The organism is Mesorhizobium sp. P2_E9 (assembly GCF_056403815.1).
The window spans coordinates 1-18,080 of the sequence record NZ_JBFUET010000013.1 but is presented as its reverse complement, the minus strand read 5'-3'; the positions used below and the strand labels follow the sequence as shown (position 1 = coordinate 18,080).

Below are 18,080 nucleotides of genomic sequence, written 5' to 3'. Positions count from 1 at the left end.
CGATTCCGGTCCTTATAAGGGAGGCCAGCCGGGCTGTCGACAAAGCAGGTGGTCCCGCTATCTCGCTATGTTCCTGCTTGTCTGTTTTGTCCATTTTGTCTATTATGGACAAAACAGAGTGTCCCATGAAACATTATCCATCGACCGATCTGAAACAGAATCTCGGAGACGTCCTTGCGGCCGCCAGCCAGCAGCCAGTCTCCATCACCCGTCACAACAAGCCGAGATACGTCCTGATGAGCATCGAGGCTTACGAGGCTCGATTTGCCAACGACAGTCGCCGCGCCTACGCGGCCAAGGACGCCCCGTCCGAACATGTCGAGATGCTCGAGGAATACTCAGCGGAATTGGACCGTGATTAAACCGGTCGCCGCGGACGTCTGGCGATATCCATATCTGTGGCACCGCCAACATGGAGACGGCGAGACCGAAGGTCGCAAGACACGACCTGTCGCCTTCGTGGCTGTCCTTCCCGGGAAAGCCGGCGGCACTAATCTCCTTATCCTTGCAATCACTTCAACGCAGCCCGGCCGCGATCGCATCGCTATTAGCGTTCCGGAAATTGAACGCCGCCGTGCCGGCCTTGACCCTATCCCCCTTTGGGTCATAGTCGACGAATACAACCACGATATCCTGGAATCTTCAGCCTACTTCGAACCGGTGCGCGCATCGGCGCATTCAGTCCGTCATTCCACAAAAAAAGTCATATCCGCCTTCATCGCGGTTGTCCGCGCAGCCCAATCTAAAGCTATCCCACGGGCTGACTGAACGGCCTGCAGGGCAGGATCACAAGGGACAAAAAATGCCGTCGACCGAACTGCTCATCGCGTTTTTCGCCACCACGGCGATCTTTGCCTATATCCCCGGTCCGGCCATGCTCTATGCCGCGGCGCAGACGATGGCGCGTGGGCGCTGGTCGGGGCTGACGGCGGCACTTGGTATCCATCTCGGCGGTTATGTGCATGTCTTTGCCGCCGCCGCCGGCCTGTCGGTGCTGTTCCATGCCGTGCCGCCGCTCTACATGGCGGTCAAGCTGGTCGGCGCGCTCTATCTGATCTGGCTCGGCGTCGCGCTGTTCCGCAAGCGCGGGGAGGGCGACGTGGCACTGCCCGCGATCGAGCGGAAATCGGCGCGTCGTGCGTTTTTCGAGAGCATCACCGTCGAGGTGCTCAATCCGAAGACGGCGATCTTCTTCATGGCGTTCCTGCCGCAGTTCATCGACGCTTCGGCGGCGCTTCCGGTCTGGCTGCAATTCGTGGTGCTGGGAACCATCGTCAATTTGATGTTCTCCTCGGCCGACATCGTCTGCGTCTTCCTCGCCGGTCTGGTGATCGGCCGGCTGCGGCGTTCGAGCCGGGCACAGCGGCTGATGCAACGGGCCGGCGGTGCGGTGCTGGTCGGGCTTGGGGTCCACGTTGCCCTGCAGAAGAGCTGACGCTTCGGACAGTCGCGGGTCATGTCCTGACGTTGCGCTGCGTGGATTTGCGGTATATCGGCAGGCATGAGCGATCCGGCCCGTAAATTGACAATTTTCAGCACGATTGAGATTTGCCTTACCCTCGCGTTGCCAGTGACATGATCAAGCACAATCCGCCTTCTCCCGAACCCCTGCACCGTGCCATTGCGCGCTTTGGCGGCGTCGCCGTGCTGGTGGTCGGCGACCTCATCCTCGACCGCTTCGTCAATGGTGTCATCGAGCGGATTTCGCCGGAGGCGCCGATCCCGGTGCTGCATGGGCGCGGCGAAAGCTCGGCGATGGGCGGCGCCGGCAATGTCGTGGCCAACATCGTCTCGCTTGGCGCGCGTGCCATTCCGGTGTCGGTGATCGGCACCGACACGGCCGGCGACAGCCTGGTGCGGATGCTCGGCGAGCTTGGCGCTGATACGGCAGGGCTTGCGCAGCAGCGTGGCCGCATGACCTCGTCGAAGAGCCGCTTCAGCGCGCTCAACCAGCAGGTGCTGCGTTTCGACGAGGAAGAGATCAAGCCGCTCGACGAGGCGGAGCGGGCGGGTTTGATCCGCCATTTCCGCGCGGCACTCGCCGGAGCCGACATCGTCATCCTGTCCGACTACGGCAAGGGCATCCTGCTCGACGGCGTCGCGGCCGAACTGATCGCCATCTGCCGCGAGGCGGGAAAGCCGGTGCTGGTCGATCCCAAGGGCCGCGACTATGCGCGCTATGCCGGCGCGACCGCGATCACCCCCAACCGCAAGGAACTCGGCGAGGCCGTCGGCCATGCGGTGTTCGCCGATGACGAGATCGTCGCGGCCGCACGCGAACTGATTGCGGCGCATGGCTTCGATTTCGTCGTCGCCACCCGCAGCGAAAAGGGCATGAGCGTCGTCGGCCCAGATGAAGCGCGCCACATCGCCACCCAGGCGCGCGAAGTGTTCGATGTCTCGGGCGCAGGCGACACGGTGATCGCGACGTTTGCGCTGTCGCTGGCGTCAGGTGCTGATCCGGTCGCTGCGGCCTCGATCGCCAATGCCGCCGGCGGCGTCGTGGTCGGCAAGCGTGGCACAGCGCGGCTGACTGTGGAAGAGCTTACCGGCGCGTTGTTCCGCTCGCACGGACCGACCGCCCACAAGGACGCCATCCTCGATGCCGCATCGGCCGCGCGCATGGTGGCGGCCTGGAAGGACGAGGGCCTCAGCGTCGGCTTCACCAATGGCTGTTTCGACATATTGCATGCCGGCCATGTCAGCCTGTTGCACGCGGCGCGCAGCCAGTGCGACCGGCTGGTGCTCGGCCTCAACAGCGATGCCTCGGTGCGGCGGCTGAAAGGGCCGGGCCGCCCGGTCAATGACCAGCATGACCGCGCCTGCGTGCTCGCGGCCCTGGCTTCGGTCGATGCCGTCGTTGTCTTCGAGGAAGATACGCCGCTGGCGCTGATAGAGGCGCTTCTGCCTGACATCCTGGTCAAGGGCGCCGATTATACGATCGACACGGTGGTCGGCGCCGATGTCGTGCAGAAGGCCGGCGGGCGCGTCGTGCTGGTCGATCTCGTTGCCGGCAAGAGCACCACCGGCACCATCGGCAAATTGCGCGCCGGCTCCACAAACTGAGGGTTTGATGTCTGAACTGAACGACTATCTGGTCCGCTCGGCGGCCGCGATCACGGCGATGGTCGAGCGTGACCTGACCGGCGAGATGGAGCGGGCGACGAGCGCCGTGGTGACGGCGCTTTCATCCGGGAAAGCCTTCCTGATCGCCGGCAATGGCGGCTCGGCCAGCGATGCCATCCACATCGCCGGCGAACTGGTCGGCCGCTTCCTCAAGGAGCGCAAGGCCTACAATGTCATCGCGCTGCCGGCCAATGCCGCTGTGCTGACCGCCTGGGGCAATGATTACGGCTTCGACACGGTGTTCTCGCGCCAGGTCGAGGCGCATGGATCGGCCGGCGGCGTGCTGCTGGCGATCTCGACCAGCGGCAATTCGCCGAGCATTCTCGCCGCCGCCGAACAGGCGCGGATGATGGACATGACGGTGATCGGGCTGACCGGCGACACCGGCGGCAAGCTGAAGCCGCTGTGCGATATCCTGCTCAACGTGCCCTCGACCTCGACGCCGATCATCCAGCAGGGGCATCTTTGCCTCTATCATCATCTCTGCGAAGTGGTCGAAGCGCGCCTCAGCAATGGCTGACAAGGTGGTGACGCCGCTGACCGAGCCAGGTGTGTGGATCGAGCGGATCGGCGACCGGGTTTTCCCGCAGCACCTGGCGGCGCTTTTCCTCGACCGCGACGGCACCATCAACGTCGATACCGACTATCCCAGCGACCCGGCCGAGATCGTGCTGCGCGACAATATCGTACCGGCGATCGCGGCGGCAAACAGGGCTGGGATTCCGGTCGTCGTGGTCACCAACCAGTCCGGCATCGCGCGCGGCTATTTCGACTGGAGCGTGTTTGCGGCGGTGAATGGCCGCGTGTTGGAGCTGTTGGACGATCAGGGCGTGTTCGTCGACATGGTGCTTGCCTGCGCCTACCACGAAGCGGGTGTCGGGCCGCTCGCCATAGCGGACCATCCGATGCGCAAGCCCAATCCAGGCATGCTGGTAGAGGCGGGCAAACGCCTCGCTCTCGATCTCCAGCACTCCCTGATCGTCGGCGACAAGCTGGCCGACATGCAGGCGGGACGGCGCGCCGGCCTGGCAGAGGGCTGGCTGGTCGACGGCGAGGCGGCGATTCAACCCGGCTTCGCCATCAGATCCCTTCGGGACAGCAGCGACCTCGGTTATCTGCTTGCAGCCGTTGAAACGCTCGGCCGGGACAACAGGTCCTGATCCAGGCCTGACGGCTCACATGGGATCGTTGCGTTCCGAGGCTTCGTAGAGCTTGGCCTCGGTGGCGAAGGAATAGATCATCACCGACATCGAGTAGACGAAGCCATGCCGGCCGCACAGGAAGTAGCGCTTGGCCAGGTAGAATTTCAGGAAGTTGCCGAATGGCGACAGCACCAGCCGCACCAGGCCCGGTTTCTTGCCCTTCTCGACCAGCGTGACGGCCTTGAGGCCGGAATAGGCGTTGGCGCGGGCAAGATCCTCCTCGACCGATATTTCACGGCGATGCAGCAGGACACCCTTTTCGATCGTGCCGGTCTCGCCCGGCACGTGGAAGGCTTCGTGCACCCGCGCGGTGAGATCCATGGTGGCGCCCTGCCTGCGGAAAAGCCGCATCAGCCTGTTGTGCAGCACCCAGCGGTGCGCATAGCCATAGCCCTTCAGCCAATCACGGCGGCGGATGTACCATCCGCTGATCTTGTCGTCGGCGGCCTGTGTGATGGCGATGATCGACTGGCGCAGCTGGTCGTCGACGCGCTCGTCCGGGTCGATCGAAAGGCACCAGGGCTGGGTGGCATGGTCGAGCGAGAATTGCCGCTGACGCGGAAACCCCTGCCAGTCATTGTGCATGAGGGTTATCGGGTAGCCCTTGGCGATATAGGCTTGCACGCATTCGATGGTGCCGTCCGTCGAGCCGGAATCGACGACGATGATCTCGGCGCAAAAGTCGATGCTTTCCAGGCACGGGCCGATCATATCGGTCTCGTTCACGCAGATGATAAGCGCCGAGACCGGGCTTGCAAATCGAGTCATGGTCCCCTTCCCATGGCGGGCCGCCCCCGGAACAAACGCTGCTTGCGCCAGTTTTCAAGCAATTCCCGATGGAAAACCGTTACACACTTTTTCAGGAATTGCTTAAGAAACCAAGCAGGCGACGAAGTCCGGCAGAGCCGTCCAGCCTTGTACATCAGCGTCTGTCGAATACCAACGCGGCGCCGGTGTGGCGAAGGTCAGGAATTCGTCGGCCTTCAGGGTCGCTCGAAGGAAACCAGGCCCTCATCCTTGACCCGGCGGATGGTGAGCGCGGTGCGCACCGTGTCGACATTCGGCGTCGAGGTCAGTTCCTCGATGACGAAGGTCTGGAAGGCGCCGAGGTCGCTTGCCACGCAGTGCAGCAGGAAATCGGATTCGCCCGAAACCATCCAGGCATCGCGCACGATCGGCCAGCCGCGCGTGCGCTCGGCGAAGGTGCGCAGCTCGGCATCGGCCTGATGATGCAGCCCGACCAGGCAGAAGGCGACGACGTCGAGGCCGAGCGCCGGCGCGTTGAGCAGGGCGCGGTAGCCGCGGATGATGCCGGCTTCCTCCAGCCGCTTGACCCGGCGCAGGCAGGGCGGCGCCGAAATGCCGACGCGGTTCGACAGCTCGACATTGGTCATGCGCCCGTCCGCCTGCAACTCGCGCAGGATCTTCCAGTCGATGGCGTCGAGGTCGGCTTTCAGGGGCATGGCGGTCTCAGCTCGGCGCAAGAATCTTTCGCGATTTTGTAATTAAACGACTTTTGTGTTGGCGCCAGCCCTCTTCAACGCGATTTTTGAACGGTAACGAAAGCGGCGATCGTGCGAATAACCGCTTGGGCCGAAGCTTTCCGGGGACGACGGCCCGTTCGTCTTGCTGGCGTGGTTGCCAACCCTTACATTAAGCGCGAATTCCACGTCTTTCTCCAAGGCACCCCGTTGTCTGCCCCGCAGAGGCTCTAAATGATCACCAAGCACGCGCCTGTTCTTATCATCGGTTCCGGCCCGGCCGGCTATACGGCGGCGGTCTATGCCGCACGCGCCATGCTGAAGCCGATGCTGGTTGCCGGCCTGCAGCAGGGCGGCCAGCTGATGATCACCACCGATGTCGAAAACTATCCCGGCTTCGCCGACCCGATCCAGGGACCGTGGCTGATGGAGCAGATGCTCAAGCAGGCCGAGCATGTCGGCACCGACATCATCAACGACATCATCACCGAGGTCGACCTCAACGTGCGGCCGTTCCGCGCCAAGGGCGATTCCGGCACCACCTACACCGCCGACGCGCTGATCATCGCCACCGGCGCGCAGGCCAAGTGGCTGGGCATTCCGACCGAGCAGGATTTCATGGGCTTCGGTGTCTCTGCCTGCGCCACCTGCGACGGTTTCTTCTATCGTGGCAAGGATGTCGCCGTGGTTGGCGGCGGCAATTCGGCGGTGGAGGAAGCGCTCTACCTTTCGAACCTTGCCAAGAGCGTGACGGTCATCCACCGGCGCAGCGATTTCCGCGCCGAGCGCATCCTGCGCGAGCGGCTCTTGAAGAAGGACAATGTGCGCGTCATCTGGGACACGATCGTCGACGAGATCACCGGCCGCCCCGGCAAGGCGCCGCTGCCGCCGTCGGTCGAAGGGCTGAAGCTCAGGCACGCGGTGACCGGCGCCGAAACGCACCTCAAGGTCGACGGCGTGTTCGTGGCGATCGGCCACGCGCCGGCGGTCGAGCTATTCGCCGGCAAGCTGAAGCAGAAGCCGAATGGCTACCTCTGGACGGCGCCGGATTCGACCCGCACCGACGTGCCCGGCGTGTTCGCGGCCGGCGACGTGACCGACGATATCTATCGCCAGGCGGTGACGGCGGCGGGGCTCGGCTGCATGGCCGCCCTGGAAGCGGAAAAGTATCTGGCCGGCATCGAAGTGCATCGCGAAGCAGCGGAATAGGGGTCGCTGTAAAACTGTTAAAAAAACGGCTTAGAAACGCCGTGTAAAAGCCTGATTTTTCATTCAGACGCCAAACAGAACGAGGGGAACCATGGCGTTGGACTGGGACAAGCTACGCGTGTTTCACGCTGCGGCGGAAGCGGGATCGTTTACGCATGCGGCCGAGACATTGCATCTGTCGCAATCGGCGATATCGCGGCAGGTCAGCGCGCTCGAGCACGATGTCGGCGTGCCGCTGTTCAACCGCCATGCGCGCGGCCTGGTGCTGACCGAACAGGGCGAGATGCTGTTCCGCACGGCGCATGACGTGCTGATGAAGCTCGAGACCATCAAGTCGCGCCTGACCGAGACCAAGGACCGGCCTTCCGGCGTGCTTCGCGTGACGACGACCGTCGGCCTCGGCGCCGGCTGGCTGACCGAGCGGGTGCAGGAGTTCATCGAGCTCTATCCCGAAATCAGCCTGCAACTGATCCTCGCCAATGAGGAACTCGACCTCACCATGCGCCAGGCTGATTGCGCTATTCGGCTGCGCCAGCCGCAGCAGCCGGACCTGATCCAGCGCCGCCTGTTCACCGTGCATTTCCACCTCTACGCGGCACCCGCCTATGTCGCCAAGCACGGCAAGCCGGCCTCAGTCTCGGAGCTGAGGAACCATCGCATCGTCACCTTCGGCCTGCCGGTGCCGTCGCATCTGTCGGAGTTGAACTGGCTGGAGACGGTCGGCGATTTCGAAGGCGGCCAGCGCGTGCCGTCGCTGCAGATCAACGACATATTGTCGATCAAGCGCGCCGTGCAGGGCGGCGCCGGCATCGCCATGCTGCCCGACTATGTGATCTCGAAGGATTCTGGCCTGGTGCAGCTTTTGCCGGAAACCGAGGTGCCGTCCTTCGATACCTATTTCGCCTATCCCGACGCGATGAAGAACCAGGCCAAGCTGCACGTGTTCCGCGACTTCATCATCGCCAAGGCCAGAAGCTGGTCATTTTAAGCCCAAGCGAATGATCGGCAGCGCTGGTAGGGGATCTATTCGCCCCGCCAAGGCGACAGGCGCGGCAGCCAGCCGGGGACGTTGCGGCGATAGGTTTCATAGTCGGCGCCGTAGCGGCGGGCGAGCGTCGGCTCTTCGTAGAGCCTGACGAAAGAGCCCATGACAACAGCGCCGATAACGGCATAGGCGACAAGCGTCCAGCTCGAGAACAGCAGCGCCTGGCCGATGATGATCGACAGCACGGCGACATACATGGGATTGCGGACGTGGCGGTAGATGCCGCCGATCACCAGCTTCTCGGTCGGCGCGACGGGGGCCGGCGTGCCCAACCCCTCGAGCGCGAAGCGGGCGAAAGCATGCAGCAGCACGGCGGCCGCAGCGACGATGAGGGCGCCGCCGGCAAGGACGAAGCCCGGCACGGTGGACCACGGCAAGCCCCAGTGATCGCTGAGCAGCCAGGGGATCATCCCGGCAACCACGCCCGGTGCTGCAATCAGGAAAATAGCGCTGCCGGCAATCGCCGAAAACGTCCGCATTGGCTGCTTCCCCTTCATTGCCTCAGAAATGAACGCCTGCTGCCTGCTTCCGCATCATTGCCCGGTTTGGCATTTCGAAGCGAAAAACCGATCGAAATCGCGATTCTGTAGTGACAATAACCCAGCCGCGTGCCCGATTTCGGCGATTTTTGCTGGTCCTATTGGCTTCCGGAATGGGTTAGACCACAGCCTGCATCTTTTTGCATGCGTGTGTTGCAAAATAGATGCTTGTTTCTTGGGCATGAAGAGCAGATATATAGATCATCTCCTGGGCGCGTTCTCCTCCCATTAGCGCCCTCGAGTGTTCCCCTCTGGAGGTTAGCCTTAACAGGCACTTCCAATCAAACTCAGCCGGATCTTCGTTGATCCGGCTTTTTTGTTGCCCGGACCCTGCCTGGGCGGCTGAGAATTTCACCAGAATTGCCGCGTAACAGTGTCATGTAACCTCTGGTAACATGACAACGATGCCTTCCGCTGCTATGTAGAGCATAGGACGCGGTGTGGTGCGGACGGGAGATGGGGGCATCACTCGTACGGCCCGGGCTCAGGCGGCTACCGCGTCCGAACCTTTTTTCCACCGAAGCGCGGCTTCTGCATATGCGGCGGACCTGCCGTTTCCCCTCCCAAGAAAACGGTCCGCAAACAAAACGACGTCCGGCTCCCCGGGCGTCGTTTTTCGTTTTGCCCCCTCGAACTTCGAGGGGGCGTTATATCGGGATCAAGATTACGCGGCCTTGCCGTTGGCGTTCATGGCTTCGTCGGCGAGACGGCCGGTAAGTTCGGCCATATGGTCGAAAGCGGCGCGATAGCTGGCGACACCCGCGGTCGCCGAGCGCAGTTCGATGATGAGGTCGCCGATCTCGGCCTGTGGCATGGTCGCCTCGACGACATCCCAGCCCGGCCAGTCGGGCCGCGCATCATAGCCGAGGATCTGGCCGCGCCGTTGCGGGATCAGCGCGATGATCTTCGAGGTCGCGTCGGATGGCGTGACGATCTCGACCTTCATCACCGGCTCCAGCAGCACCGGCGAGCAGGCGGCCATGCCTTCCTTCATCGCCAGCTTCGCCGCCATCTGGAAGGCCATGTCGGAGGAATCGACCGCATGGTAGGAGCCATCCGACAGGTTGACGGCGACGTCGACGACCGGGAAGCCGAGCGGGCCCGTCTTCAGGTAATCGCGCACGCCGGTCTCGACCGACTGGATGTAGGTCTTCGGCACGACACCGCCGGTGATGGTGTCGGTGAACTGGAAGCCGGAGCCGCGCGGCAGCGGCTTGATCTCGATCACCACATCGCCGAACTGGCCATGGCCGCCCGACTGTTTCTTGTGGCGGCCGCGCTGCTGCACCGGTTTGCGGATCGTCTCGCGGTAGGGCACGGCCGGAGCGTGGCCTTCGACCGGAATCTGGTTCTTGCCCTCCAGCCGCTCGCGCACGACGCGCAGATGCATCTCACCATGGCCTGACAGCACCGTCTCGGCAGAGTCCTGATTGTGGCGCAAGCTGAGCGAGGGATCCTCCTCGGCCAGCCGTTGGATGGCGGCCGACATCTTGACCTCGTCCTTGCGCTCCTTTGGCCTGAGCGCGAAGGCGAAGACCGGCTGCGGCGGCTCGAAGGCGAACAGCTGTTTGATGCCGCTCTTGGCCGAGGTCAGCGTCTGGCCGGTCTTGACCTCGTCCAGCTTGCCCAGCGCCACGGTGTCACCGGCCTTGGCGATGGCGAGCTTGAACTGGTCCTTGCCGAGCATCTTGTAGATGCCGGAAACCTTCGCCGTGTCGCCGCCAGGCAGCCATAGTTCCGAGCCGTCGGCGACCTGGCCGGACAGGATGCGCGACACCGACAGCTTGCCGCCATGCGGTGTGTGGATGGTCTTCATCACCTGGACCACGGTAGCCGCGCCGTCGGCTGCGCCGAGCCGTTTCCGGGTCGCCTCGATGTCAGGCGCGTCATGGCGGATCGCCTTCAGGAGGCGCAGCACGCCATTGCCCTTCTCGGCGGTGCCGATCAGCACCGGCGTCACCGCGCCGTCGCGCAGATCGGCGGCGAGGTCGTCGAAGATCGCATCCTTCGGCGGCTCGATCTCATCGAGCAGCTGTTCCATCAACTGGTCGTCATGGTCGGCCAGGGTCTCCAGCATGGAGAAGCGTGCTTCCAGTTCGCGCGCCTTGTCGTCACCCGGTATCTGAGCCACCTCGCTTTCGGCATATTCGCGGTAGATGTAGGCGCGCTCCAGCGCCAGATCGATCGAGCCGATGACGACGCCATCCTTCCGCAGTGGGATCTGGCGCAGCAGGAGCGGCACGGAGCTTGCCGGCTGCAGCATCTTCAGCGTGTCGCGCACGCCGGCGATCGCCTTGTCGACCTTGTTGAGGAACAGGATGCGCGGCACGCCGAGATCGTCGAGCTTGCGCATGATGAGCTGCAAAGCAGGGATCTTCTTTTCGTCGGCCTCGGCCACGACCACCGCGAGGTCGCAGGCGGCCAGCACCGGCTCGGCCTCGAAGGAGAATTCGATCGAGCCGGGACAATCGACAAAGGTGATCTGCTCGCCCATGAATTCGGTGGTGGCGATGGTCGCCTCGACGCTCATGGCGTGGGCGCGCGCCTCCGGCGAATAGTCTGAGACAGTGCTGCCCGATGAAACGGGATTTTGTCGGGGAATGGCGCCCGTACGGGCCAATATGGCTTCGAGAAGTGTCGTCTTACCGCTTGCAAAGGGACCGACTATGGCAATGCATTTCGGTCCCGTGCGTCGTCCTCCGGCGCGAGTACCCATGGCTGACCTCCACTCAGGCGTTTCCCTAGGGACCGACTGGTTCAGGCGTGGTCAATCGGTCCTGAGCGGCGGCCGGCCTGTTCGACCGTCGCGGGCGGGGTTCTTTTCACGTCGCCACCTGCCCAAAAGCATCGTCCCACTTGTTTGCCGGCAGGGCAAGGGAAATAGAAATCCGGTCCCTTGCGGCGTCCTCAGGCGCTCAGCGCCAGCTGGCCGAGGCGAACCATGGCCGATGCGCGGTTGCGCGGTTCCCGATATCGGAGGAAGGTGATGCTCACAGTCAAGGAACAGGAGCGCAACGGCCCCTGGCACCGACTTCCACACAATCGAGGATCAGACGATGAAGATCATTGCTTGCGGCAGCGTGCCGACCATCATAGCACCGGAAAAATACTTCACCGGCCGGGTTCTGCAGACGCCGATCATAGAGGCGGAGGCGCCGGCGCGGCTGAGAGCGACGCTGGTCAGTTTCGAGCCCGGGGCGCGCACCCACTGGCACACGCATCCGTTCGGCCAAACGCTCTATGTCACCTCCGGCGCCGGGCTTGCCCAGACATTGGGTGGCCCGGTCCAGCAGATCAGGGCAGGCGACGTCATCTGGTTCGCGCCCGGCGAGAAGCACTGGCATGGTGCCGGACCGAAGACGGCGATGACGCATATCGCCATGCAGGAAGCGCTCGACGGCGTCCATGCCGACTGGCTGGAAGCCGTGACCGCTGAGCAATATGGCGGCTGAGTGCTGCGGGCTTATTCGGGCCGCAACAACCTGAGGAACAGCGCCGAGAGGTTTTCGGCGAGTTCGCTGCCGTCGTAGATGGCTGCAAGTTTCATGTCTGGACAGACCATGCCGAAGAACCGCCTGCCGCTCGTTGCCGCTGTCTATCTCGGCTCGTTCGTCGCCTTGCTCGACGTCAGCATCGTCAATGTCGCGCTGCCGACCATCCAGCAGGCGCTGCACACCGATTTCGGCGGCCTGCAATGGGTGGTCGATGCCTACACGCTGTGCCTGTCGGCCTTCATGCTGTCGTCGGGGCTGATCGGCGACCGCTATGGCCGCAAGCGCTCGTGGCTCGCCGGCGTCGGCATCTTCGTCGCCGGTTCGCTGATCTGCGCCACGGCGCCCAATCTGCCGGCGCTGCTGGCCGGTCGGGTGGTGCAAGGCATTGCCGGCTCGCTGCTCATTCCCGGAGCGCTATCTATCCTGACGCAGGCCTTCCCGGATCCGCGCGAACGCGCCGGCGTCATCGGCGGCTGGGCCTCGTTCGCGGCCATTTCGCTGCTGGTCGGTCCCGTGCTGGGCGGCATATTGGTGCAGACGGTCGGCTGGCAGAGCATCTTCCTGATCAACCTGCCGCTCGGCCTGGTTACGATCGTGCTCGGCGCTGTTTCGATCGATGAGACGGCGCATCCCGAACATGCCCATCTCGACCTTATCGGCCTGGCGCTTTCGATCCTGTGGCTCGGTGCGCTGACCTTCGGCCTGATCTCGGCCGGCGAGACCGGCTGGAGTGATCCCACGACCATTACGGCCATCATCGCCGGCGTCGTTGGCCTGGCGGTGTTCCTGGGCTTCGAGTCGCGCACGCCACGGCCCATGCTGCCGCTCTCCCTGTTCCGCGACGTGCGCTTTGCCGTTGCCAACGTCGCCTCGTTCGCGCTCGGCTTCACCTCCTACACCAGCGTCTTTTTCTTCTCGATGTTCCTGCAGCAGGTGCAAGGCTGGTCGCCGACGCAGACCGGCTTGCGCATGGCGCCGGCCTTCATCGTTCAGATGGTGGTGTCGCCTTTTGTTGGCAGGCTCAGTGCTCGGTACGGCCATTCGGCGCTGATGACAGCGGGCTATGTCCTGATCGGCCTTTCGATGCTCGGCATGTGCTGGGCCGGACCGTCGACACCCTATTGGGTGCTGTGCGTTCTGTTCGCGATTGGCGGCCTCGGCAATGCGCTGGCGATCCCGACCGGAAGTGCCGCCGCCATGTCCTATGCGCCACGTGAGCGTTCAGGCATGGTGTCGGCGGTCATCAATGCCACCCGCCAGAGCGGGCTTGCCATCGGCATCGCGCTGCTTGGCGCCTTGATGAGCATGCGCGCGACCAGCCTGCTGACCGGATATCTCAGCGATGCCGGCGTTGCCAATGCCCAAGCGGTGGCCCGAGCCGCCATATCCCGGCACGATTTCTCAACCGATGCCGCCATGGGCGAGGGTGGTGTGCATCAACTGTTCGCCGTCGCCTATGCCGGTGGCTTCCACGCGGCGATGCTGACGGCCGCGATCGGCGCGTTCCTTACCGCTGCCCTGTTGATCGCTGTGCTCGCGCCGGCCGAGGCACGTTCGGCCAGGGAAGCAAAACAGCAGGCGTGAGGTGCATCGCCTCAAACAAAAACCCGGCGATGATGGCGCCGGGTTTCTTCTCGCTTCAGATCGATCCGATCAGGTCAGCGATGCTGTAAAACGCTGGATGCGCGTGCAGGCCTCTTCCAGCAACGTCTCCGAGGTCGCGTAGGAGATGCGGAAGTTGGGGCCGAGGCCGAAGGCCGAGCCGAACACCACCGCCACGCCTTCGGCCTCGAGCAGTTCCGAGCAGAAGGCCTCGTCGGTGTCGATCACCTTGCCGGCCTTGGTCTTCTTGCCGATCAACTGGGCGCAGGACGGATAGACATAAAAGGCGCCTTCCGGCGACGGGCAAGAGATGCCGCGCGCCTGGTTGAGCATCGAGACGACCAGATCACGCCGGCCTTGGAAGATCGCCTTGTTCTTGGCGATGAAGTCCTGCGGGCCGTTGAGCGCCTCGACGGAAGCCCATTGCGCGATGGTGCAGGCGCCCGAGGTCTGCTGACCCTGGATCATGTCCATCGCCTTGATCAGCTGGACGGGACCGGCGGCATAGCCGATGCGCCAGCCGGTCATGGCATAGGCTTTCGAGACGCCGTTCATGGTCAGCGTGCGCTCGTAGAGCTTCGGCTCGACCTCGGCGATGGTCTTGAAGACGAAGTCGCCATAGGTCAGGTGCTCGTACATGTCGTCGGTCAGCGTCCAGACATGCGGATGCTTGAGCAACACATCAGCCAGCGCGCGCAGCTCCGCTTCCGTGTAGGCGGCGCCCGATGGGTTCGACGGCGAGTTCATCAGCAGCCATTTGGTCTCCGGCGTGATCGCCTTTTCCAGCACTGCGGCCGTGAGCTTGAAACCGTTCTCGATCGAGGTGTCGGCAAACACCGACGTGCCGTCGCAGATCGCCACCATTTCGGGGTAGCTGACCCAGTAGGGGCGCGGGATGATGACCTCGTCGCCGGGGTTCAGCGTCGCCATGAAGGCGTTGAACAGGATCTGCTTGCCGCCGGTGCCGACAATGGTCTGCTCGGGCTTGTAGTCGAGGTTGTTCTCGCGCTTGAATTTCTTGGCGATCGCCTCGCGCAGCGGCACGATGCCCGAGACCGGCGGGTACTTGGTCTCGCCACGGCGAATCGCTTCGATCGCCGCATTCTTGATGTTGTCGGGCGTGTCGAAATCCGGCTCGCCGGCGCCGAGGCCGATAATGTCACGGCCGGCATTTTTCAGCTCGCGGGCTTTCTGCGTCACCGCGATGGTGGCGGAAGGCTTTACGCGGGAAAGGGTGTCGGCAAGAAAGGCCATGACCTCTGTCTCTCCTTGAGAAGATCGGCGCGGCCAGGAGCGGCCGCGGCGCTTCTCATGTCGCATGATTTCGCTCAGTGCAAGCATTGTCGGCTGATCCAGCCGTCAAGTGGCTGTGATTGGGACCTGTGTCGGCAACACTAAATTCATTAACGGGCGGTAGAGGCTTGCATGACAGGATCGCAATCCAATTGCGGAGCGAGGAACCGTGTCGCGCAGCATCGGGCTTGCCCATATCATCCGTCATGATGACGGCACCTCTACCGGTGTCTGGGGTATCTACACGCTGCAAAGTGCCTTCCAGCCGATCTTCGCCTTCAAGGAGGGCAAGCTGTCGGTTGCCGCCTTCGAAGGGCTGATCCGGCCGTTCCGCGACGGCGAGCCGCAATCGCCGATGGCCTTCTTCTCGACCTGTCCGGCCGCCGACCGCCTGCATGTCGAGGCGCTGACCAGGACGCTGCATCTGCTCAATGCCGGCGCCTGCCTGCCGCAGGAGGCGTCGATCTTCGTCAATTTCGACCCGTCGGTGTTCACCGAACGGTCGGTCGCCGACAATGCCTTGCGCGAAATGCGGCTGGTGCTGCACGAGGCCGGCATCGATCCCGGCCGCGTCGTGTGCGAGGTCACCGAGCAGAAGTCGGCATCGCAGGAGGCCCTGCATGGCTTTGTCGCCGCGCTCAGAGGCAACGGCTTCCGCATCGCGGTCGATGATTATGGCTCGGACGATTCCGACATCAACCGCATCAAGGAGCTGAAGCCCGACATCGTCAAGTTCGACGCCACCTGGATCACGCAGCTGATGGAATCCGGCGCCGGCTTCGCGCTGTTGACCACCATGGTCAAAAGCTTCGAGGACCAAGGCATCCGCACGGTGTTCGAGGGCATCGAGGAGGGATGGCAATTGGAGCTCGCCGAGAAGTCCGGCGCTTCAATGATCCAGGGCTTCGTGCTGGCGCGGCCGGAACTGGCGCCGACCAGCTTTCGCGTTTTCGGCAAAACCGCGCCGGAAGCCGGCCCCGTGACTGGCGCACCGGCGGCTCCGGCCTCACCACATGCGGGGCGGCCGGCAAAAGCCTTCGGGCGCCGGGTCGCGCCATGAGGCTCGAGCGGCGGCGCAATGTCGGCGATGCGATCTTCGCCGACGAGATTGGCATCGAATATGGCGTCCATGGCGAATACCGCTTGCGCAGCGCCTACCAGCCGATCTTCGCGCCGCTTGGGCGTTCGCTGCACGCGGTGGCGGTCGAGGGCCTGATCGAGCCGCACCGTGCCGGCCGCGCAGGCTCGCCGCGGGCGTTCTTTGAAAGCGTCGCCACGGCGGACCGGCTGTTTGTCGAGACCATGTGCCGGGTGCTGCATCTCAGGAATTTCCACAACATCGGCGTCGACGGGCTTGACCTGTTCTTCAACTACAATCCGATGATCAACGACCATTCCGGGCGGGCGCTGGCCGAGATCCGGCTGATGAGCCGGCATCTCAGCGAGCTCGGCCTCGCCCCCGGCATGCTGGTCTGCGAGATCACCGAACAGGCGGCGGACGACGCGCTTCTCGCCCGGCTGGTGCGCGAAATGCGGCGCGACGGCATCCGCATCGCCATCGACGATTTCGGCACCGGCCATTCGACCGAGGAGCGGGTGAGCCTGCTCAAGCCTGATATCGTCAAGATCGATGGCGGCTGGTTCGCGGAGTTCTGCCGCCACGCCGCCGCCGAACGGTTCTTCCGCCCGCTGGTGTCCAGCCTGCACGACCGCGGCGCCAGGGTGCTGGTCGAAGGCATCGAGCAACCCGTGCATCTGCGCGTCGCGCTCGAAGCCGGCGTCGACCTGCTGCAGGGCTTTCTTCTGGCGCGGCCGGCGCTGGCCGGCACCATCTTCAACGAGGAGCCGCTGGTGATCGACGCGCTGCTGGGCTTCGACAACAACGTCGTGCCTCTTTTTGCCAGGACTTTGCATCAGCGGCGCTGATGGTCGCGCCAAAACAAATCATTGGTTGAGGACGCCGCCGCTGCGATAATCGCCTGCAGAAGGCAGCGCTCCGGGGACCGTCCATGATACTCTACAGCATGATCGATAGCGGCAATTGCTACAAGCCGCGCCTGCTGATGGCCAAGCTTGGCCTCTCCTTCACCACGATCGAGGTGAGTTCGCATACCGGCGACACGCGAAAGGCCGATTTCGTCGCCAAGAACCCGAACGCCATGGTGCCGCTGCTCGAGCTCGACGACGGCCGCCGGCTGGCCGAATCCAACGCCATCCTGCTCTATCTCGCCGAAGGCACGCGCTTCCTGCCGGCCGACAGATATGAGCGCGGGCTCGCCTATCAATGGCTGTTCTTCGAGCAATACAGCCACGAACCCTACATTGCCGTACGCAAGGCGCTGCTGACGTTTCCCGAACGCGCTGGGGATGCAACGCCGGAGCGGCTGGCGGTGACGCTGGAGCGCGGCAACAAGGCGCTCGGGGTGATGAACGCATATCTGGAGAACAATGCCTTCTTCGCCGGCGATGTGTTCAGCGTCGCCGACATCGCGCTCTATGCCTACACGCACACGGCAGAGCAGGGCGGCTTCCAGCTCGACGCCTATCCGGCCGTCGCGGCCTGGCTCGGCCGCGTGGAGGCGGATCCGGGGCATGTGCCGATCGAGTGGGTGGGATAAGTAACTTCGGCGATTGGCGAAAGCGGCGCCAAAGCATCCTTCGCCCCGTTTACGGGGAGAAGATGGCAGCCAGATGAGGGGCGGCACCAGCCTTCGTCGCGATTGACTCTGCGCTTCTTCAACCGTCAGCGCTGCCCCTCATCGCCCTGCCGGGCACTTCTCCCCGTAAACGGGGAGAAGGACGCTGTGGTCCAGACAACAAAAAGGCGGGATAAATCCCGCCTCAGACTGCTGACAAACCCCTGGCATTTGCCGGGGGTTTTTGATTCACTGGGCCATGTTGAAGCGACCCGCCCCTGAACAGACCGCGCTCGAGATGGTAACGCTGGATCAGTTGGTTCCGGCTGATCACCTGTTGCGCAAGATCGACCGTTTGATCGATTTCTCCTTCATCCACGATCTGACCGCGCCGCTGTATTGCCCCGACAATGGCCGCCCGCCGCTCGACCCGACCTTGATGTTCAAGGCTCT

Annotated in this window: 19 protein-coding genes; 14 read left to right on the top strand and 5 right to left on the bottom strand. The window is 63.5% G+C overall.

From position 1 onward, the window contains the following. Nucleotides 1-125 precede the first annotated feature (125 nt). The 6 genes from AC1D05_RS22900 to gmhB all read left to right on the top strand — a co-directional run bounded on the left by AC1D05_RS22900 (nt 126) and on the right by gmhB (nt 4,286). Nucleotides 126-362 (top strand): type II toxin-antitoxin system Phd/YefM family antitoxin, encoded by a 237-nt coding sequence (locus AC1D05_RS22900; RefSeq protein WP_477444038.1) that lies wholly within the window; start codon nt 126-128, stop codon nt 360-362. Continuing rightward, nucleotides 355-768 (top strand): hypothetical protein, encoded by a 414-nt coding sequence (locus AC1D05_RS22895; RefSeq protein WP_477444037.1) that lies wholly within the window; start codon nt 355-357, stop codon nt 766-768. Before AC1D05_RS22900 ends, AC1D05_RS22895 begins: the two co-directional genes overlap by 8 nt. A gap of 34 nt (nt 769-802) precedes the next feature. Continuing rightward, nucleotides 803-1,435 carry a LysE family translocator gene (locus tag AC1D05_RS22890; protein WP_477444036.1) on the top strand — a complete coding sequence of 211 codons (633 nt, stop codon included), beginning with the start codon at nt 803-805 and terminating at the stop codon, nt 1,433-1,435. A 140-nt stretch (nt 1,436-1,575) separates the two neighbouring features. Further along, nucleotides 1,576-3,066 carry a D-glycero-beta-D-manno-heptose-7-phosphate kinase gene (gene rfaE1, locus AC1D05_RS22885; RefSeq protein WP_477444035.1) on the top strand — a complete coding sequence of 497 codons (1,491 nt, stop codon included), beginning with the start codon at nt 1,576-1,578 and terminating at the stop codon, nt 3,064-3,066. Nucleotides 3,067-3,073: 7 nt separating this feature from the next. Beyond that, nucleotides 3,074-3,646 carry a D-sedoheptulose-7-phosphate isomerase gene (locus tag AC1D05_RS22880; RefSeq protein WP_477444034.1) on the top strand — a complete coding sequence of 191 codons (573 nt, stop codon included), beginning with the start codon at nt 3,074-3,076 and terminating at the stop codon, nt 3,644-3,646. Beyond that, nucleotides 3,639-4,286 carry a D-glycero-beta-D-manno-heptose 1,7-bisphosphate 7-phosphatase gene (gene gmhB, locus AC1D05_RS22875; RefSeq protein ID WP_477444033.1) on the top strand — a complete coding sequence of 216 codons (648 nt, stop codon included), beginning with the start codon at nt 3,639-3,641 and terminating at the stop codon, nt 4,284-4,286. Before AC1D05_RS22880 ends, gmhB begins: the two co-directional genes overlap by 8 nt. Before the next feature lie 15 nt (nt 4,287-4,301). On the opposite strand, the gene AC1D05_RS22870 is transcribed toward gmhB, so the two are convergent. Both AC1D05_RS22870 and AC1D05_RS22865 read right to left on the bottom strand, forming a co-directional pair. Further along, the gene (locus AC1D05_RS22870; RefSeq protein WP_477444032.1) at nt 4,302-5,096 is read right to left on the bottom strand and encodes a glycosyltransferase family 2 protein; all 795 of its coding nucleotides are present in this window, start codon (nt 5,094-5,096) and stop codon (nt 4,302-4,304) included. Between the two features lie 215 nt (nt 5,097-5,311). Next, nucleotides 5,312-5,791 carry an Lrp/AsnC family transcriptional regulator gene (locus AC1D05_RS22865; protein WP_019860544.1) on the bottom strand — a complete coding sequence of 160 codons (480 nt, stop codon included), beginning with the start codon at nt 5,789-5,791 and terminating at the stop codon, nt 5,312-5,314. 252 nt (nt 5,792-6,043) lie between these two features. Here AC1D05_RS22865 and trxB point away from each other — a divergent pair, with 252 nt between their 5' ends. After that, a complete protein-coding gene (gene trxB, locus AC1D05_RS22860) occupies nt 6,044-7,018 on the top strand; it encodes a thioredoxin-disulfide reductase (RefSeq protein WP_477444031.1) in 975 nt (324 codons plus the stop codon). A gap of 91 nt (nt 7,019-7,109) precedes the next feature. Next, the gene (locus AC1D05_RS22855) at nt 7,110-8,006 is read left to right on the top strand and encodes a LysR family transcriptional regulator (protein WP_115142254.1); all 897 of its coding nucleotides are present in this window, start codon (nt 7,110-7,112) and stop codon (nt 8,004-8,006) included. Between the two features lie 35 nt (nt 8,007-8,041). Here AC1D05_RS22855 and AC1D05_RS22850 read toward each other — a convergent pair whose 3' ends face one another. Together AC1D05_RS22850 and AC1D05_RS22845 are read right to left on the bottom strand one after the other, a co-directional pair. Then, nucleotides 8,042-8,542, bottom strand: a complete 501-nt coding sequence (locus AC1D05_RS22850; protein WP_477444030.1) for a methyltransferase family protein — start codon at nt 8,540-8,542, stop codon at nt 8,042-8,044. A gap of 724 nt (nt 8,543-9,266) precedes the next feature. Continuing rightward, complete coding sequence (locus tag AC1D05_RS22845; protein ID WP_477444029.1) at nt 9,267-11,318, bottom strand: elongation factor G; 2,052 nt, start codon at nt 11,316-11,318, stop codon at nt 9,267-9,269. A gap of 340 nt (nt 11,319-11,658) precedes the next feature. On the opposite strand from AC1D05_RS22845, the gene AC1D05_RS22840 reads away from it, so the two are divergent. Both AC1D05_RS22840 and AC1D05_RS22835 read left to right on the top strand, forming a co-directional pair. Beyond that, nucleotides 11,659-12,054 carry a (R)-mandelonitrile lyase gene (locus tag AC1D05_RS22840; RefSeq protein ID WP_477444028.1) on the top strand — a complete coding sequence of 132 codons (396 nt, stop codon included), beginning with the start codon at nt 11,659-11,661 and terminating at the stop codon, nt 12,052-12,054. 108 nt (nt 12,055-12,162) lie between these two features. Then, the gene (locus tag AC1D05_RS22835) at nt 12,163-13,680 is read left to right on the top strand and encodes an MFS transporter (RefSeq protein ID WP_477444027.1); all 1,518 of its coding nucleotides are present in this window, start codon (nt 12,163-12,165) and stop codon (nt 13,678-13,680) included. A 69-nt stretch (nt 13,681-13,749) separates the two neighbouring features. Here the strand turns inward: AC1D05_RS22835 and AC1D05_RS22830 are convergent, their stop codons facing one another. Next, entirely contained in the window at nt 13,750-14,952 is a 1,203-nt protein-coding gene (locus AC1D05_RS22830; RefSeq protein ID WP_477444026.1) for a pyridoxal phosphate-dependent aminotransferase, read from the bottom strand. Between the two features lie 208 nt (nt 14,953-15,160). Here AC1D05_RS22830 and AC1D05_RS22825 point away from each other — a divergent pair, with 208 nt between their 5' ends. The 4 genes from AC1D05_RS22825 to AC1D05_RS22810 all read left to right on the top strand — a co-directional run. Further along, nucleotides 15,161-16,051, top strand: coding sequence for an EAL domain-containing protein (locus tag AC1D05_RS22825; RefSeq protein ID WP_477444025.1), 891 nt, complete (start codon nt 15,161-15,163; stop codon nt 16,049-16,051). Then, nucleotides 16,048-16,917, top strand: coding sequence for an EAL domain-containing protein (locus AC1D05_RS22820; protein WP_477444024.1), 870 nt, complete (start codon nt 16,048-16,050; stop codon nt 16,915-16,917). The genes AC1D05_RS22825 and AC1D05_RS22820 overlap by 4 nt, the downstream gene beginning before the upstream one ends. Nucleotides 16,918-17,000: 83 nt before the next feature. Next, nucleotides 17,001-17,609: a glutathione S-transferase family protein gene (locus tag AC1D05_RS22815; RefSeq protein WP_477444023.1), complete on the top strand. Its 609-nt coding sequence runs from the start codon at nt 17,001-17,003 to the stop codon at nt 17,607-17,609. A gap of 277 nt (nt 17,610-17,886) precedes the next feature. Continuing rightward, on the top strand, nt 17,887-18,080 hold a 194-nt coding region (locus tag AC1D05_RS22810; RefSeq protein ID WP_477438159.1), incomplete at its 3' end, for a transposase.

Coding starts and splice junctions, on each gene's coding strand:
- gmhB (WP_477444033.1), top strand. CDS start 3,639: ATGGCTGACAAGGTGGTGACGCCGCTGACCGAGCCAGGTGTGTGGATC.
- AC1D05_RS22865 (WP_019860544.1), bottom strand. CDS start 5,791: ATGCCCCTGAAAGCCGACCTCGACGCCATCGACTGGAAGATCCTGCGC.
- rfaE1 (WP_477444035.1), top strand. CDS start 1,576: ATGATCAAGCACAATCCGCCTTCTCCCGAACCCCTGCACCGTGCCATT.
- trxB (WP_477444031.1), top strand. CDS start 6,044: ATGATCACCAAGCACGCGCCTGTTCTTATCATCGGTTCCGGCCCGGCC.
- AC1D05_RS22845 (WP_477444029.1), bottom strand. CDS start 11,318: ATGGGTACTCGCGCCGGAGGACGACGCACGGGACCGAAATGCATTGCC.
- AC1D05_RS22880 (WP_477444034.1), top strand. CDS start 3,074: ATGTCTGAACTGAACGACTATCTGGTCCGCTCGGCGGCCGCGATCACG.
- AC1D05_RS22855 (WP_115142254.1), top strand. CDS start 7,110: ATGGCGTTGGACTGGGACAAGCTACGCGTGTTTCACGCTGCGGCGGAA.
- AC1D05_RS22830 (WP_477444026.1), bottom strand. CDS start 14,952: ATGGCCTTTCTTGCCGACACCCTTTCCCGCGTAAAGCCTTCCGCCACC.
- AC1D05_RS22815 (WP_477444023.1), top strand. CDS start 17,001: ATGATACTCTACAGCATGATCGATAGCGGCAATTGCTACAAGCCGCGC.
- AC1D05_RS22870 (WP_477444032.1), bottom strand. CDS start 5,096: ATGACTCGATTTGCAAGCCCGGTCTCGGCGCTTATCATCTGCGTGAAC.
- AC1D05_RS22840 (WP_477444028.1), top strand. CDS start 11,659: ATGAAGATCATTGCTTGCGGCAGCGTGCCGACCATCATAGCACCGGAA.
- AC1D05_RS22890 (WP_477444036.1), top strand. CDS start 803: ATGCCGTCGACCGAACTGCTCATCGCGTTTTTCGCCACCACGGCGATC.
- AC1D05_RS22850 (WP_477444030.1), bottom strand. CDS start 8,542: ATGCGGACGTTTTCGGCGATTGCCGGCAGCGCTATTTTCCTGATTGCA.
- AC1D05_RS22835 (WP_477444027.1), top strand. CDS start 12,163: ATGCCGAAGAACCGCCTGCCGCTCGTTGCCGCTGTCTATCTCGGCTCG.
- AC1D05_RS22900 (WP_477444038.1), top strand. CDS start 126: ATGAAACATTATCCATCGACCGATCTGAAACAGAATCTCGGAGACGTC.
- AC1D05_RS22820 (WP_477444024.1), top strand. CDS start 16,048: ATGAGGCTCGAGCGGCGGCGCAATGTCGGCGATGCGATCTTCGCCGAC.